Here is a 14,843-nt window from a genome sequence, read left to right on the forward strand (position 1 = left end):
CATGCGTACCGTCCATGCCCTCCGCTACATCACCCCCTTGCGGGAAGGTGGCTCACTGCCTGCCGTGGTCGAGACCGACGACGACGGTATGGCCGTACTCAAGTTCCGTGGTGCCGGCCAAGGCCCGAAGGCGCTGATTGCCGAACTGATCGCGGGCGAGATGGCGCGCGCGGTGGGTCTGCCGATTCCGGAGATCCTGTTCGTCGAGCTGGACAGCGAGTTCGCCCGCACCGAGCCCGACCCGGAGATCCAGGACCTGATCCGCGCCAGCGAAGGCCTGAACCTGGGCCTGGATTACCTGCCCGGTGCGATCAACTACGACCCGGTGGCAATGCCGGTGGACGCTGACCTGGCCTCGCGCATCGTCTGGTTCGATGCGTTCACCAGCAACGTCGATCGCACCACGCGCAATCCGAACCTGATGGTCTGGCACCGCAAGCTGTACTTGATCGACCACGGTGCGGCCATGTACTTCCATCACGACTGGGCCACTGCCGGCGATGCCTGCGAGAAGCCCTTCGTGCTGATCCGCGACCACGTGCTGCTGTCGTTCGCCAGCCGCATTGCCGAAGTGGATGCCGAACTGGCCGCGCGCCTGCCTGATGCAGAAATCGAGCGCATCGTCGGCCTGGTGCCGGACAGCTGGCTGGTCGATGAGCCGGCCTTCGACAACCCCCAGGCCTACCGGCAGGGCTACATCAACTACCTGAAGCATCGCCTGAAGGTGCGTGCGGTGTTCGTGCAGGAGGCCATCCGTGCCCACGCTGCACACGTATGACTATGCCGTCATCCGCGTGGTACCGCGGGTGGAGCGCGAGGAGTTCATCAACGTCGGGGTGATCGTGTCCTGCCCCGGCGCACGTCACCTGGAGGCGGCGATCGAGCTCGATGCCGAACGCCTGCAGGCCTTCGCGCCGGCGCTGGATGTTGAAGCGCTGCAGCCGTGGCTGGATGCGATCGTGGCGATCTGCCGTGGCGACGCCGACGCCGGCCCGATCGCGCAGCTGCCTGCGCGCGCGCGCTTCCATTTCCTCACCGCCAAGCGCAGCTCGGTGGTGCAGATGTCCAGCACGCATGTGGGGCGCACGGCGGACCCGGCAGGCGTGGTCGAACACCTGATGGCGAAGATGGTGCGGGTGCCGACCTAGTGCCCTACTTGCCGTCACCCCAGCGTGCGGTCATTTCGCTGCGGATCGGGGTGCGCTCGGTGTTGTTGTCCGTTGCAGTGAAGCGCATCGCCTTGACCGCATTCAACGCCCAGCCGCTGAAGGCCGTCGACGGCTTGGCATCGACCACCGTTACGTCATAGATCCGGCCGCGCTTGTTGATCGAATAGGCCACCGTCACCTCCTCTGCGAACTGCACACGCCCGGGATCAGCATTCAGTCGTGGGCGGAACGTGCCTTCCACCGGCTTCCAGTACGTCAGGGCTTCGGCCTGCTGCAGCTGCAGCGGCTCGGGAGATGCGGCGATGGCCATCGGACTCATCGCAAGGGTGAACGTGATGGCAGCAACGCGGAGCAGCATCGGAGGCATTGTTGCCATTCCTTGTACGCCAGTGGTCGGTGTCCAAGCGTACGCCATCACGGGCTCTTCCGGTTCACCGCAATGGTCACCGCGAAGTAGGGAATCGCGCTCCACTGCCCGCGTGGATGATGCAGCGACTCCACACCCATGCCGATCTGATAGTTCACGCTGCCCGGTTGCTCGCGCCAGAAATAAGGCGCGCCGTTGCTCCAGCCACAGCAGACATACGTCAATGGCGGCATGCCGAAGGTCTGCTGCAGATAGGCTTCAATCCTCGCCGCCGCCGCACCGCTGACGCGATACCTCGCTTCCATCGGCTGGATGTAGGAAGCGTCGTCCTGCGTACAGCCGATGTACTCCAGTTCGGCGGGTTTTCGACCCATCGCCTGCAGGAAATCCTGGCAGACGGTGTCGGGCCGGGCCAGGCCTTCGGCGCGTCCGTGCAACTCCCACTCTGCGATCGCAGCGGCGGGCGTCTGTGCGTTGGCAGTGATGGCGCTGCCGATCAGCAGCAACAACCCAGCGCCGCATCCGAGGCGGGCAAAGCAGGACGCAGAATGATGCAACTGGGTGATGGCAGATCCTCTGCGGACGTGGCGAGACGTCATCGTAAACGACCGACGCCCTCACCCGCTGCGCGCGCTTCAATCAACGCTCACGCGCCATGCTCTGTTCGGTGAAGCGCGCCACGCAGAAATCCAGGAAGCTGCGCAGCTTCGGCGTCACCTGGCGATGGCGGGGATACAACAGATTGATCGACGTGGATACGGGCACGAATCGAGGCAGCACCTCCACCAGTCCGCCGCTGGCCAGAACGGCAGACATCATCTCGAACGGCTGCAGGATCAGTCCCAGCCCACCGACCGCAGCGGTCAGCAGCGGCTCGGCCTGGTTGACCATGAAGCGACTGGAGACCGGCACGGTCAAGACGCCGTCCTGTGGGTCATGGAAGCTCCACCGCGTACGGATCACCGAGTGGGCGAAGCCCAGGCATTCGTGCCGGCTCAGGTCCTGCGGGTGGACGATCGGTGGGCGTGCGGCGAGATAGCCGGGTGCAGCGCACAGGGCCAGCGGGTACGGTCCCAGCCGCCGCGCGACCAGGCCACTGTCGGCGAGATCACCGGTGCGGAACACCAGGTCGTAGCCGTCTTCAACCACGTTGACCAGGCTGTTGGACAGGTTCAGATCCACCTGCACGTCGGGATACTGCTGCATATAGGCCACCACCGCCGGCCCCAGCGCATGCACGCCGAAGGTGACCGGCGCACTGATCCGCAGCCGGCCCATCGGTCGCCCGCGCGCGATCTCGGCCAGCTGCTCGGCACTCTCCACTTCCTCCAGGATGACCCGGGCGCGGGCCAGGTACGCCTGCCCGAAGTCGGTCAGGCTCTGCTTGCGCGTGGTGCGGTTGAGCAGTCGCACGCCCAGATGCTGTTCCAGCGTCTGCACATGCTTGCCGACCAGTTGCGGCGACAGATCCAGTGCGTCGGCAGCTGCGGAGAACGAGCCCACCTCGGCCACCTTGGCGAAGCTGCGCAGAGGTGCGATAAGGTCCATTGCAAACTATTGTTTTCCAATGAAACGCCAGATTACCCCTTCTTTCGTTCGCCGGCCACGCGCACAGTAGCGCTTTGTTCCCCCTGGCCGGCCACCAGCCGGCATTCCCCCTTGGAGACCCCCATGACCCAGGTTGTCCGCATCCACGCCTATGGCGACGCCGATGTGCTGCGCGTTGACGATATCGACGTACCCGCTCCTGCCGCCGATGAGATCCAGATCCGGGTCAAGGCCATCGGCCTGAACCGCGCCGAGGTGATGTTCCGCAACGGCGCCTATCTGCAGCAGGCAGAGTTCCCCAGCCGCCTGGGCTATGAAGCGGCGGGCCTGGTTGAAGCCGTAGGCAGCGCAGTGACCGGCTTCGCTGCAGGCGATGCCGTCAGCGTGGTGCCGCCGCTGGATATCGCCCGCTGGGGCACCTACGGCGAGCTGGCCAACGTGCCGGCGCGACTGGTGGTGAAGCACCCGTCGTCGTTGGGCTTCGAGCAGGCTGCTGCGGTGTGGATGCAGTACGTCACCGCCTGGGGCGCGCTGCTGGAGCAGGCCAAGCTGGGTGCCGGCGATTTCGTCATCATCACTGCAGCGTCAAGCAGCGTTGGCCTGGCCGCCATCCAGATCGCCAATGCGGTGGGCGCGACGCCGATCGCGGTAACCCGTGGCCCGGGCAAGCGCCAGGCACTGCTCGATGCCGGCGCTGCCCATGTCATCGCCACCCAGGAGCAGGATCTGGTGGCCGAAGTTGCCCGCATCACCGCAGGTGCTGGCGCGCGCGTGGTATTCGATCCCATCGGCGGCCCGCAGTTCGTGCCGCTCACCGAAGCGATGGCGCGCGGCGGGATCCTGCTGGAGTATGGCGCGCTGAGCAGCGAGCCGACGCCGTTCCCGCTGTTCAACGTACTGGGCAAGTCGCTGACGCTGAAGGGCTACCTGTACTCGGAAATCGTGTCTGACGATGCGGCGCTGGCGCGTGCGAAGGCGTTCATCGTCGATGGCCTGGACAAGGGCGTGCTGGCGCCGCTGATCGCCAAGGTGTTTACGTTCGCGCAGATCCAGGACGCACACCGTTACCTGGAATCGAACGAGCAGATCGGCAAGGTGGTGGTGACGGTTTAACCGGTTGCGCGATACCCCTGTGGCGTTGGGAATTTACCCGCCCACAGGGGCGTCGATGCTGTTGCCAGCGACGTGTGCTACAGGGGCACGCGGCGGGCGATGTAGTTGATCACATTGCCTACGGCATCCGGATCGACGTTGGCCAGGCCGACCAGCACGTACCCCTGCTCAGGCATCACCACAATGGCACTGTTCGAACCGGGGGCCCCGCCCTCGTGGCCGAACTGGCGCTGCCTCCCCTCGCCCTGAACCATGAACCCGTAGCCATACCAGCCCTTGTGGTTCTGTGGACGGGTGGCCTGCTGCAACCATACCGGCGAGACCAGCTTGCCGGTACGCAGGGCCTCTGCAAACTTCAACATGTCACCTGCGGTGCTGTAACCGCCGCCGGCGGCAGTCCCTCGCCATGGCAGGGATTTGGTTTCGCCGATCCACTGCCCTTTCACTTGGGTATAGCCGCTTGCACGATGTGGAACGTCCACCGATTCCGGTTCAAAACCGGTTTCCGCCATGTCCGCCGCGCGCAGAACATGGTCGTTGACATAGTCGTAGTACGTCTGCCCGGACACTGCCTCGATGATCCGGCCGAGCACGATGAAACCATAGTTTGAATACCCATCCTGGCTGCCTGCAGCAAACTGCGGGGCATCCTTGGCGAAGCGCTGCACATAGTCGCTGTGCGTTTTCAGCGACGCCGCGAAGCGCTCGAAATCATCACCGAAGAAATCTCCGAGGCCGCCGGTATGGCTGAGCAGTTGCCGGATCGTGACCGTGCCTGCCACCGTTTTGTTCGGATAGTCCGGCAGGCGCCTGCCGATGGTGTCATCCAGGGCCAGGCGACCTGCTTCGGCCAGTTGCAGGATGGCCACTGCGGTGAACATCTTGTTGGACGAGGCAAGGCGGAACTGCGTCTGCGCATCAACGGGCACGCGCTGCGCGCGGTTGGCCAGCCCTCCCTGCCACTGCAGCAGCACCCTGCCATCGTGCGCGACCAGCACGGCGCCAGACAGCGAATCACTTGCCTGCAGGGCGTTGAGCCGGGCGGTACTCTGGGCCAGGAGTGCCGGCAGCTCCATGCGCACAGGCTGGAACTGCGGCGGTGTCGGCACGCCTTCCAACTGGAACACCTTCACGTGGCGCGGCGCGGCAGGGTCCATTTCCGCAGTCAACAGCATCGCCCGTTCGCTGTCTTCGCCCAGCACCAGCACTTCGGCTTTCTCAGGCGTGTTTGAGCGTACTTCGAGCACCTTCATCGGCCCATTGGACGCACGGAACTCCAGGTAATCCTGCGGACCGCTGCCGGTCCTCTTTGCGTACCTGTCGGCGAACGCCTGCAACGCCTGGAGACTGTTGGCATTGAAGGCGGACAGCCATTCATCGACGGCGTCCTGCGCGCGTGAGCCGGTTGATTCAACTGGTACTGCAGCCGCACCAGCACTGAATGACACCCCCAACAGCAAGGCGAAGGTCAGTGGGAAGACACAGAAGCGTCGACGACGCACGGACATGGCGGATCCTTCGCAGACGGGGCGTAGCGCCATCCTAGACGACAACCGCGCAGGTCGCTGCGCCGCAGCCGGAATCAAATATCGACGCTATTGCGGCAACGCATACGCCATCACGTAATCCCCGGCTGGCGTCTCCATGAAATGGTGCCCGCCGGCCATGATCACCACGTACTGGCGCCCGCCCTGCTCATACACCATCGGGTTGGCCTGGCCGCCCGCCGGCAACCTGGTGTGCCACAGTTCCTTGCCAGTCTTCAGGTCGATGGCACGCAGCAGGTCGTCGGTTGCTGCGGCGATGAAGATCAGGCCGCTGGCGGTCACCACCGAACCGCCATTGTTCGGCGTACCGATTTCAATCGGCAGGCCGGAGCGGATGCCGAAGGGACCGTTGCCGCGCGCGCTGCCGAACGGCCGGTCCCACAGCAGCTTGCCGCTGCGCAGGTCGATCGCACGGATGCCGCCATAGGGCGGCTGCTTGCACAGCAGGCCGGTGAACGGCAGCCGCCAACCGGCGTTGACGTCGATGCCATAGGGCGTTCCCACCTGCGGGTCCCCTGCCCCTTCGGCACCTCCCTTGTCCGCGCGGATCTGCTCGCGCGGCAGCCAGCCTTTGCGGTCGGCCTCGGCGCGCGGCACCCGCCGGTTGTAGTTGGGCATGTCGTTGTAGTTGGCCACGATCACGCCGCGTCGCGTATCGATGGCCACGCTGCCCCAGTCCGAGCCTCCGTTGTAGCCGGGATATTCGATGGAATGATGATCGCTGCTGGGCGGCGTATAGAACCCTTCGTAATGCGCCTTGCGGAACTGGATGCGGCAGACCAGCTGGTCGATGGGGGTGATGCCCCACATGTCACGCTCGGTCAGCGCGTCGTCGCGCCGCAGCGTGTGATACAGCGAGAACAGCTGGGTAGCGGCGCGCTGCTCGGGCTCCACGCCGCCCTGCGGCACCTTGCGCTCTTCGGCCGGGGTCAGCAGTTGGCCATTGCGACGGTCGAGGATGTACATGTCGCCCTGCTTGGTGGGCAGCAGGATTGCCGGCACCTTGCCGGATGCTGTCGGGTAATCGATCAGGCTGGCCTGTGAGCCGAGGTCGTAATCCCAGACGTCCTTGCGCACCGCCTGGAAATGCCAGACCGGCTTGCCGGTGGCTACATCGATGGCAACCAGCGAGGTCGCGTACCTGTTCTGGTTCTCCGTGCGCGAGCCACTCCAGTAATCGCCTGCGGCATTGCCCATCGGCAGGTACACCAGGCCCAGCGCTTCATCGCCGGTAGCAGTGGTCCACATGTTCGGTGTGCCACGCGTATAGGTCTGCTCGCGCGGTGGCAGACCGCTGCGCTCGGGCTGGTCCATGTCCCACGCCCAGCGCAGCTTGCCGCTGACCGCATCGTAGGCCTGGATGACGCCGGAGGGTGCGTCGCGGCGCTGGCCATCCAGCACCTGATGGCCGGTGACGATGACACCGCGGACAATCGCCGGTGGCGAGGTGATCGAGACGTAGCCCGGTGGCACCTCGCCCATGCCCAGGGTGATGTCGACCTGGCCGTTGTTGCCAAAATTCGCACAGGGGCGACCGCTGTCGGCGTCCACCGCGATCAGGCGACCGTCCAGCGTGCCTTCGATGATGCGTGCGCTGCAGGCTGCGCGGCTCCCGGGCACAGCGCTTCGGTTGATGTGGGCCAGCGGCGGCGCGGGCAGCACCAGATCGGCGGCGATGTCAGCCAGCGCCGCATCGGCGAAGGTCGGTGCGCTGGGCTGTTCGTAATAGGACACGCCACGGCAAGCGGCCGTGTACGGGATCGAAGCATCCTTCACCTTCGGATCGAAACGCCAGAGTTCCTTGCCGCTGCCGGCATCGAGGGCAATCAGCTGGTTGCGTGCGGTGCACAGGTACAACCGATCACCGATCTTCAGTGGCGTGGTTTCCGCACCCCAACGCTTCTTCGGCAGGTCGCCGGTGCGGAACTGCCACGCCAGTTGCAGGGTTCCCACGTTTTCAGGGGTGATCTGCTGCAGCGGCGAATAGCGGGTGGCCGCATTGCTGCGCCCCCAGGCCGGCCAGTCGCCCTCCGCCGGCTGGTCGGCCGGCTGCAGACCGGTGGTATCACGGGTCGGATCGAGCCCGGTGCTGACCGCCGGCTCCGGGAACGGCTGGTGCCCGTCGACCAGGCCATGGGGGGCGAACGCGAGCCCGAAGGCGGCCACGAAGACCAGCATCAGCACAGCGGCCACGCTGCGCGACAGGCGCTTGGGTACCGGCGCCTGCAGGGTCGGCGCCAGCAACGCCAGCACAATGCCGAGCCCGGTCACCAGGCCCAGCCGTGGCACCCAGCGCCAGTAATCGCTGCCCGATTCCCACCAGGTCCACAGCAGGCTGCCGAGGAAGACCAGTGCATACAGCAGCGCACCGCTGCGGCGATTGCCCCACAACAGGATGCCGCACGCCAGCAGGCCGAGGCCGCCGATGGCGTAGTACCAGGAGCCCCCGAGGCTGGCCAGCCAGCCACCGAGCCCGCCGATGATCAGGCCGAGCACGATCAGCAACAAGGCCAGGACGGTAATCAGCGGGTGGCGGGAGGTGGGCGTGGCGACGGAAGCGGACTGCGGCGTGGCGGACATCGACGATCTCCGGGGGCAGCATGCGCCCTTATGCCACCGTCACCGTGAAGTGCGTGCGTATTTTCGAACGCAGACATGACGACGCCGGCACAAGGCCGGCGTCGTCGGGTACCTCAGCATCGCGGCAGGATCACTCCTGCGCGGCGTCCTCGCTGCTGGCAGCAGCCGGTGCGCCGTCGGTCGCGGCCGGGGTGGCGGCAGCCACCTCGTCCTCGTCCTCGTCGATCGAGGCATCCATGCGCTCCACCGCCTGCAGCTTCTCGTCCTTGGACAGGCGGATCAGGGTCACGCCCTGGGTGTTGCGGCCGACGCGGCTGATTTCCGAGCCACGCGTACGCACCAGGGTGCCGCCGTCGGAGATCAGCAGGACTTCATCGTCCGTACCCATCAGCACCGCGGCGACCAGCTTGCCATTGCGCTCGGTGGTCTGGATGCCGATGACGCCCTGCGTGCCACGACCCTTGCGCGGGTAGTCCGGCAGCGGGGTGCGCTTGCCGTAGCCGTTTTCGGTGGCAGTGAGGATGTAACGCAGGTTGGCGTCGTCGGCACCTTCGATCACCGCGTCGCCCGTGGCGATGGCCTCCTCGACACCGTTGTCGTCCTCGCTCTCGTCCTCAACGCCGCCAGCACTCTCGGCCACGATCAGGCTGACCACTTCCTCGCCGGCCGGCATCCTGATGCCACGCACGCCGGTAGCGGTACGACCCATCGAGCGGACCTTGTCTTCACCGAAGCGCACGGTCTTGCCGTTGGAGGCGAACAGCAGGATGTCGCGCTCGCCATCGGTCAGGCCGACGCCGACCAGGGCATCGCCCTCGTCGAGGTTGATCGCGATCTTGCCGCGGGCCAGACGGAAGGCGAACTCGCCCAGCGGGGTCTTCTTGACCGTACCGTTCTTCGTGGCGAAGAACACGAACTGGCCATCGGCGTACTCGCGCACCGGCAACACGGCCTGCACGCGTTCGCCCGGCTCCAGCGGGATCCAGTTGATGATCGGACGACCGCGGGCGTTGGAACCGGCTTCGGGCAGCTGGTACACCGGCAGCCAGAACACCTTGCCTGAACTGGTGAACGTCAACAGCGTGTCGTGCGTGTTGACCAGCCACAGCTGTTCAATGAAATCCTCTTCCTTGGTCGACGCCGCGCTGCGGCCACGTCCGCCACGGCGCTGCGCGCGGTACACGCTCACCGGTTGGCGCTTCACGTAGCCGGCGTGGGAGACGGTGACCACCACATCTTCCGGGGCGATCAGGTCGAGGATGTCCAGGTCTTCTTCGCTGTGGCGGATCTCGGTCCGGCGCTCGTCACCGAACTCGGCCCGCACGTTGATCAGCTCTTCGCGGATCACCTGCAGCAGGCGGTCGGGATCTTCCAGGATATGGATCAGCCCGGCGATCACTTCCAGCAGCTGCTTGTATTCCTCGGTCAGGCGGTCCTGCTCCAGCCCGGTCAGGCGGTGCAGGCGCATTTCCAGGATCTGGGTCGCCTGGATCTCGGTCAGCTGGTAGCCGCCTTCGATCAGGCCCACACCCTTGGGCAGGTCATCGGGACGCGAGGCTTCGGCACCGGCGGCGCCGAGCATCGAACCGACCAGGCCCGGCTCCCACAGACGCGCAAGCATGCGTTCGCGTGCTTCGCCCGGGTTCGGCGAGGTCTTGATCAGTTCGATCATCTCGTCGATGTTGGCCAGCGCAACGGTCAGGCCTTCCAGCACGTGGGCACGGGCGCGCGCCTTGCGCAGCTCGAACACGGTGCGGCGGGTCACCACTTCGCGACGGTGGCGGACGAAGGCCTCCAGCATCTGCTTGAGGTTCATCAACTGCGGGCGGCCGTCGACCAGCGCCACCATGTTGATGCCGAACACCGACTCCATCTGGGTCTGCTGGTAGAGGTTGTTCAGCACAACCTCGGCCGACTCGCCGCGCTTGATTTCGATGTAGATGCGCATGCCGTCCTTGTCGGACTCATCGCGCAGCTCGCTGATGCCTTCGATCTTCTTTTCCTTGACCAGCTCGGCGATCTTCTCGATCAGACGCGCCTTGTTCACCTGGTAAGGAATTTCAGTGACGATGATCGATTCGCGGCCGTTGTCGGCCACTTCGACATCCGCCTTGGCACGGATGCGCACGCGGCCACGGCCGGTGCGGTAGCCGGCGATGATGCCGGCGGTACCGTTGATGATGCCGGCGGTCGGGAAATCCGGGCCCGGGATGAACTCCATCAGGCCGTCGATATCGATTTCCGGATTGTCGATCAGCGCGATGCAGGCATTGATCGATTCGGTGAGGTTGTGCGGCGGAATGTTGGTCGCCATGCCCACCGCGATACCGGCCGAACCATTGACCAGCAGGTTCGGGAACCGGGTCGGCATGACCGTCGGCTCCAGTTCCTTTTCGTCGTAGTTGGGCTGGAAATCGACGGTTTCCTTGTCGATGTCCGCCATCAGCTCATGCGCGAGCCGCGACATGCGCGCCTCGGTGTATCGCATCGCCGCGGCGGAGTCACCGTCGACCGAACCGAAGTTACCCTGGCCATCGACCAGCATGTAACGCAGCGAGAACGGCTGTGCCAACCGCACCAGCGTGTCGTACACCGACTGGTCGCCATGCGGGTGGTACTTACCGATGACGTCACCGACGATACGTGCCGACTTGAAGTAGGGCTTGTTGCTGTGCGCGTTGAGTTCATTCATCGCAAACAGCACACGACGATGCACCGGCTTGAGGCCATCGCGCGCATCTGGCAGCGCGCGCCCCACGATCACGCTCATGGCGTAATCGAGATAGCTCTTGCGCATCTCGTCTTCCAGGTTGACCTGGATGATTTCCTTGGCGGTTTCTGCCATTCGGGTTCCGTTGTCTGGTAGCGGTCCAGTCCGGCGCATCCACCCGGGGGCGGTCGTGCCGGAACCTCGATTCAACCGCTGGATTCTACCACACGGGGCCGCTTTCCGCCTGCTTTTACGGTGATTTTACCGGCACAAATCAGGAACTTAGGGGTTTGCCGGCCAGTGGCCGGCACTACCGGACGCCGGGCCGGGGCGCTTTCCCGTAGAAAGGCTCCCGCCCCTGCCCGCGTCAACCGCCGAAGGCGGCGCGCATGTTCTCCGCGGTCGGGTTCAGGATCACCCCCCGCTCGGTCACGATGGCATCGATCAGCTCGCCCGGGGTGACATCGAACACCGGGTTCCAGGCGGCGATGCCCTCGGCCACGGTGCGGGTGCCGCCCACGCCGTACAGTTCGCCCGGGTCGCGCTGCTCGATCTCGATCTGGCTGCCGTCCACGGTATCCATGTCCACCGTCGAGGACGGCGCCACGACCATGAACTTCACCCCGTGGTGGCGGGCCGCGATGGCCAGCTGGTAGGTGCCGATCTTGTTGGCCGTATCGCCGTTGGCGCAGATGCGGTCGGCGCCAACGATCACCCACTGCACGGCACCGGTCTTCATCAGGTGCGAAGCGGCCGAGTCGGCGATCAGCGTCGCGTCGATGCCGTCCTGCTGCAGCTCCCACACGGTCAGGCGCGCGCCTTGCAACCACGGCCGGGTCTCGCCGGCAAACACGCGGGCAATGCGGTCCTGGGCCATGCCGGCACGGATCACGCCCAGCGCCGTACCGAAGCCGGCGGTGGCCAGCGAACCGGTATTGCAATGGGTCAACACGCCACTGCCGGCCTCGATCAGGCCAGCACCAAGGGCACCCATATGGCGGTTGGCGGCCAGGTCTTCTTCAGCGATGGCCTGTGCCTCGGCCTCCAGCAGCGCCTTCCAGTCGGCACCGGCAGCTCCCAGGCAACGTCGCATGCGTGCCAGCGCCCAGGCCAGGTTCACCGCGGTCGGGCGTGAGGCGTTCAGCCGCTGCAGCGCCGGTTCCAGCTGCTGCAGCGCGTGCGCGCCGTCGGCGGCCTGCACATCACGTGCGGCCAGCACCACACCCCAGGCGGCAGCGATGCCGATGGCCGGCGCACCGCGCACGGTCAGGGCATGGATGGCGGCGGCCACCTCATCGCTGTCATGGCAGGCCACATGCTCGACCACGAACGGCAGCTTTCGCTGGTCAAGCAGTTGCAGGGTATCGCCGGTCCACAGGATCGGGCGGATGTGGTCGTAGCGGGCGTAGTCGAGGTCGGTGGCAGTGTTCATGGGCCCATTGTAGGGCCACGCCACGCGCGGATGGATCCTGTCCGGATTCAGTTCACCGAGAATTCGGCCCGGCAGCCGCCGTCGACCCAGATGCCGTTGCGGTTCCAGCCCCAGGTGTTGCCTTCCTCGCACGGGGTACTGGAAAGCTGGTTGGTGACGATGGCGCTGGTGGAGATGCTGGCGCCACAGAAGCGGCGCTTCTTGGACTTGGATTCGCAGGTCAGCCGGCGCGGCATGTCGACGAAACGGCCCTGCTCGTCAGCCACCTCGAAGTCACCTTGGCAACCCCGGGTGGTCCACACCTCATTGCGCTTGTAGCCCCAGCCCTGTCCTTCCCGGCACGGCAGCACCGACAGCTGGCGCAGCAACCGCACCGGCGCACCATCCAGGCGCACCGGGCAACTCTGCGGGCGACCGTTGGACTCACAGCGCACCACCCGTCGCACCAGACGCTTGCGACCCTCGGTCGACGGCGCCGCTGCATCCGTCTCTGCCCGGCGCGCGCGGAACTCGGCACGGCAGCCCAAGGTCACCCACACGCCACTGCGGTCGGTGCCCCACTCGCTGCCACGGATGCAGCTGTTGCTGGACAACTGGCGGATCAGATCGACTCCGTTGCTGACGTCGAGATCGCAGTGCACCCAACCCATGTCGCGGGATTCGCAGGTCACCACTTCGCTGTCATAGCCAAGCGACTGCGCCGATGCGGTCGACGGAAGCAGGCCACCCCATATCGCCACGGAGTAAATCGGTGCCGCTACAACCGCAAACCACTTGACCAAAGCCTTCCCCATGAATGGATGAACCACGACGCAAGTGTGCGGTATCGACTGTGATAAGAGCATCATCGTGCTTGCTGAATCAAGCGCGAAAATGCCTGTTTTCGTTCAGCCTGCCAGGTCCATGGGAAATCGTCGGCTCATGCGTGGGCGAAATCGAATGCGAGCACGTCGGCGATGCGCGGTGTGCGGTGCATCGCCATCAGCAGGCGATCAATGCCAACGGCAACGCCGGCACAGGCCGGCATTGAAGGCAGTGCCCGCAGCAACGCTTCATCCAGCGCGGGCTGCACCTGCCCCCGTGCGTGGCGGCGCTGCAGGTCATGCTGGAAACGCGCGCGTTGTTCAGCCGCATCGTTCAGTTCGTGATAACCGTTGGCCAGCTCCACCGCGCCCAGGTACAGCTCGAAACGCTCGGCCAACGGCGGCGTGCCGGCGCGGATGCGCGCCAGTGCCGCCTGGCTGGCGGGCCAGTCGTGGACGACGGTCATGACCGCGTCATCGAAATGCGGTTGGATACGGTGGGTCATCAACAGATCCAGCCAGTCATCGCGGGTCAGGCCCACCGGATCGATGTGCACCTCGCCCAGCGCGGCGCGCAGCGCTGACTCATCGGCATCAAACGGGTCCACGCCTGCGTGTTGCTGGAACAGTTCGCGATAGCTCAGCACACGCAACGTCGCGCTGCGGCCCACCAGCGCCAGTGCCTGCCCCACCAGTTCCGCGGTTTCCTGCAGCAACCGATGGTGGTCCCAGCCAAGCCGATACCACTCCAGCATGGTGAACTCGGGATTGTGGCGGCCGCCTGCTTCGCCATTGCGGAACACCCTGCCCAGTTCATAGCAGTCGCCCACGCCGGCAGCGAGCAGTCGCTTTAGTGGGAATTCCGGCGAGGTACGCAGCCAGCGGCGTCGACCGCCGGCATCGACGTGGCCACTGAAATCGGTGTGGAAGCTGTCGATGTTCGGCTCGGTGTTGCCCGCCACCGACAGGATCGGCGTTTCCACCTCCAGCACGCCACGCTCGGCGAAGAAGCGCCGCACCAGCGCATTGAGGGTGGCGCGCTGTTGCAGGCTGCGCAGCAGTGCCTCGCTCACAGGATGCCCTCCGGGCGCGGATGGTCCAGCGGCAGGGTCAGCAGATCGCGGGTGTCGTCGATGTAGCCGCTGGCCAGGTACAGGCGGCGCGCCAGTTCGTTGTGATGGTTGACCTCCAGCCGCAGCCGGCTGACCCCGCGCCCACGCGCGCGCTGTTCGCAGATGGCCAGTGCCCGCTTGCCACGGCCACGGCCACGCGCGCGATGGCTGAGGTAGAGCTCGTCCAGCAGCATGAAATGGCCGCCCTGCTCCAGGCTGAAGCCCATCGCGATCACCGCATAGCCAACCACGGCGGCAGCCTCGTCCAGCCACAGCAGCACTTCGCCGTTGCGCGGATCTGCCAACAGCGCATCGACACCACGGCGCACGCGCGAATCGTCGAATTCGATCTTGTCTTCGGCGTAGAAATCGCGCATCAGCGCAATCAGCAGTTCCTCGTCGGCACGGGTGGCCAGGCGGAAATCCAGCGGGGCGGTCTGCATCAGGGTTCCTCTGCGGTTG

At 65.6% G+C, this 14,843-nt stretch carries 13 protein-coding genes; 3 read left to right on the plus strand and 10 right to left on the minus strand.

All coding sequences use genetic code 11. The features are described 5' to 3' along the window. Position 1 precedes the first annotated feature (1 nt). Both ACEF39_RS13310 and ACEF39_RS13315 read left to right on the plus strand, forming a co-directional pair. Entirely contained in the window at positions 2 to 778 is a 777-nt protein-coding gene (locus tag ACEF39_RS13310; protein WP_500285393.1) for a HipA family kinase, read from the plus strand. Beyond that, the gene (locus ACEF39_RS13315; protein ID WP_500285394.1) at positions 756 to 1,148 is read left to right on the plus strand and encodes a DUF3037 domain-containing protein; all 393 of its coding nucleotides are present in this window, start codon (positions 756 to 758) and stop codon (positions 1,146 to 1,148) included. The genes ACEF39_RS13310 and ACEF39_RS13315 overlap by 23 nt, the downstream gene beginning before the upstream one ends. Before the next feature lie 4 nt (positions 1,149 to 1,152). Here the strand turns inward: ACEF39_RS13315 and ACEF39_RS13320 are convergent, their stop codons facing one another. The 3 genes from ACEF39_RS13320 to ACEF39_RS13330 form a co-directional block, all read right to left on the minus strand. After that, complete coding sequence (locus ACEF39_RS13320; RefSeq protein WP_500285395.1) at positions 1,153 to 1,536, minus strand: energy transducer TonB; 384 nt, start codon at positions 1,534 to 1,536, stop codon at positions 1,153 to 1,155. A 47-nt stretch (positions 1,537 to 1,583) separates the two neighbouring features. Beyond that, positions 1,584 to 2,042, minus strand: a complete 459-nt coding sequence (locus tag ACEF39_RS13325; RefSeq protein WP_500285396.1) for a DUF4952 domain-containing protein — start codon at positions 2,040 to 2,042, stop codon at positions 1,584 to 1,586. A gap of 133 nt (positions 2,043 to 2,175) precedes the next feature. Beyond that, positions 2,176 to 3,084, minus strand: a complete 909-nt coding sequence (locus tag ACEF39_RS13330) for a LysR family transcriptional regulator (protein WP_500285397.1) — start codon at positions 3,082 to 3,084, stop codon at positions 2,176 to 2,178. Positions 3,085 to 3,207: 123 nt separating this feature from the next. On the opposite strand from ACEF39_RS13330, the gene ACEF39_RS13335 reads away from it, so the two are divergent. Next, positions 3,208 to 4,197: a zinc-dependent alcohol dehydrogenase family protein gene (locus tag ACEF39_RS13335; RefSeq protein WP_100552938.1), complete on the plus strand. Its 990-nt coding sequence runs from the start codon at positions 3,208 to 3,210 to the stop codon at positions 4,195 to 4,197. 77 nt (positions 4,198 to 4,274) lie between these two features. On the opposite strand, the gene ACEF39_RS13340 is transcribed toward ACEF39_RS13335, so the two are convergent. From ACEF39_RS13340 to ACEF39_RS13370, 7 genes are all read right to left on the minus strand, one after another. Further along, positions 4,275 to 5,705, minus strand: a complete 1,431-nt coding sequence (locus tag ACEF39_RS13340; protein WP_500285398.1) for a serine hydrolase domain-containing protein — start codon at positions 5,703 to 5,705, stop codon at positions 4,275 to 4,277. Between the two features lie 87 nt (positions 5,706 to 5,792). Beyond that, positions 5,793 to 8,324, minus strand: a complete 2,532-nt coding sequence (locus ACEF39_RS13345) for a membrane-bound PQQ-dependent dehydrogenase, glucose/quinate/shikimate family (protein WP_500285399.1) — start codon at positions 8,322 to 8,324, stop codon at positions 5,793 to 5,795. Positions 8,325 to 8,454: 130 nt separating this feature from the next. Then, on the minus strand, positions 8,455 to 11,169 hold the full coding sequence (gyrA, locus tag ACEF39_RS13350) for a DNA gyrase subunit A (protein WP_500285400.1): 2,715 nt from the start codon (positions 11,167 to 11,169) through the stop codon (positions 8,455 to 8,457). A 232-nt stretch (positions 11,170 to 11,401) separates the two neighbouring features. Then, positions 11,402 to 12,466: an S-methyl-5-thioribose-1-phosphate isomerase gene (mtnA, locus tag ACEF39_RS13355; RefSeq protein WP_099820757.1), complete on the minus strand. Its 1,065-nt coding sequence runs from the start codon at positions 12,464 to 12,466 to the stop codon at positions 11,402 to 11,404. Between the two features lie 47 nt (positions 12,467 to 12,513). Beyond that, positions 12,514 to 13,248 (minus strand): DUF3011 domain-containing protein, encoded by a 735-nt coding sequence (locus ACEF39_RS13360; RefSeq protein WP_500288022.1) that lies wholly within the window; start codon positions 13,246 to 13,248, stop codon positions 12,514 to 12,516. Positions 13,249 to 13,385: 137 nt separating this feature from the next. Further along, positions 13,386 to 14,342 carry an EF-P lysine aminoacylase EpmA gene (gene epmA, locus ACEF39_RS13365; protein ID WP_500285401.1) on the minus strand — a complete coding sequence of 319 codons (957 nt, stop codon included), beginning with the start codon at positions 14,340 to 14,342 and terminating at the stop codon, positions 13,386 to 13,388. Next, complete coding sequence (locus ACEF39_RS13370) at positions 14,339 to 14,824, minus strand: GNAT family N-acetyltransferase (RefSeq protein WP_500285402.1); 486 nt, start codon at positions 14,822 to 14,824, stop codon at positions 14,339 to 14,341. The genes epmA and ACEF39_RS13370 overlap by 4 nt, the downstream gene beginning before the upstream one ends. Positions 14,825 to 14,843: the final 19 nt, after the last annotated feature.

Source organism: Stenotrophomonas indicatrix, assembly GCA_041545745.1.
GTDB classification, from domain to species: Bacteria; Pseudomonadota; Gammaproteobacteria; order Xanthomonadales; family Xanthomonadaceae; genus Stenotrophomonas; species Stenotrophomonas indicatrix_A.